Origin of the sequence: Tritonibacter sp. SIMBA_163 (assembly GCF_046535935.1) — a bacterium.
Lineage (GTDB): Bacteria > Pseudomonadota > Alphaproteobacteria > Rhodobacterales > Rhodobacteraceae > Epibacterium > Epibacterium scottomollicae.
On sequence record NZ_JAWJBP010000557.1, the window covers coordinates 1 to 266 of the forward strand.

The following is a 266-nucleotide window of genomic DNA, read 5'->3' on the forward strand; positions in this document are numbered from 1 at the left end:
GTGCAGAACCCGAATACGCCTTATTTCATCTTCCTGGCTCTGGCGCTCTGCTGCGGCTTCGGTGGCGGCAACTTCGCCTCCTCCATGTCCAACATCTCGTTCTTCTTCCCCAAGCACGAGAAGGGCAATGCGGCAGCGCTCAATGCGGGCCTTGGCAATCTCGGCGTCAGCGTCGTGCAGTTCGTGGTGCCGCTGGTCATCACCGCCGGTATCTTCGGCAAGCTCGGCGGCGATCCGGCAATGGTCGCGACCGAAGCGGGCAGCGC

General features: G+C 62.8%; 1 pseudogene. It reads left to right on the top strand.

The annotated features are described in order from the left end of the window. Window positions 1–266: pseudogene (locus tag R0J92_RS23525) on the top strand (antiporter); the annotation flags it as partial.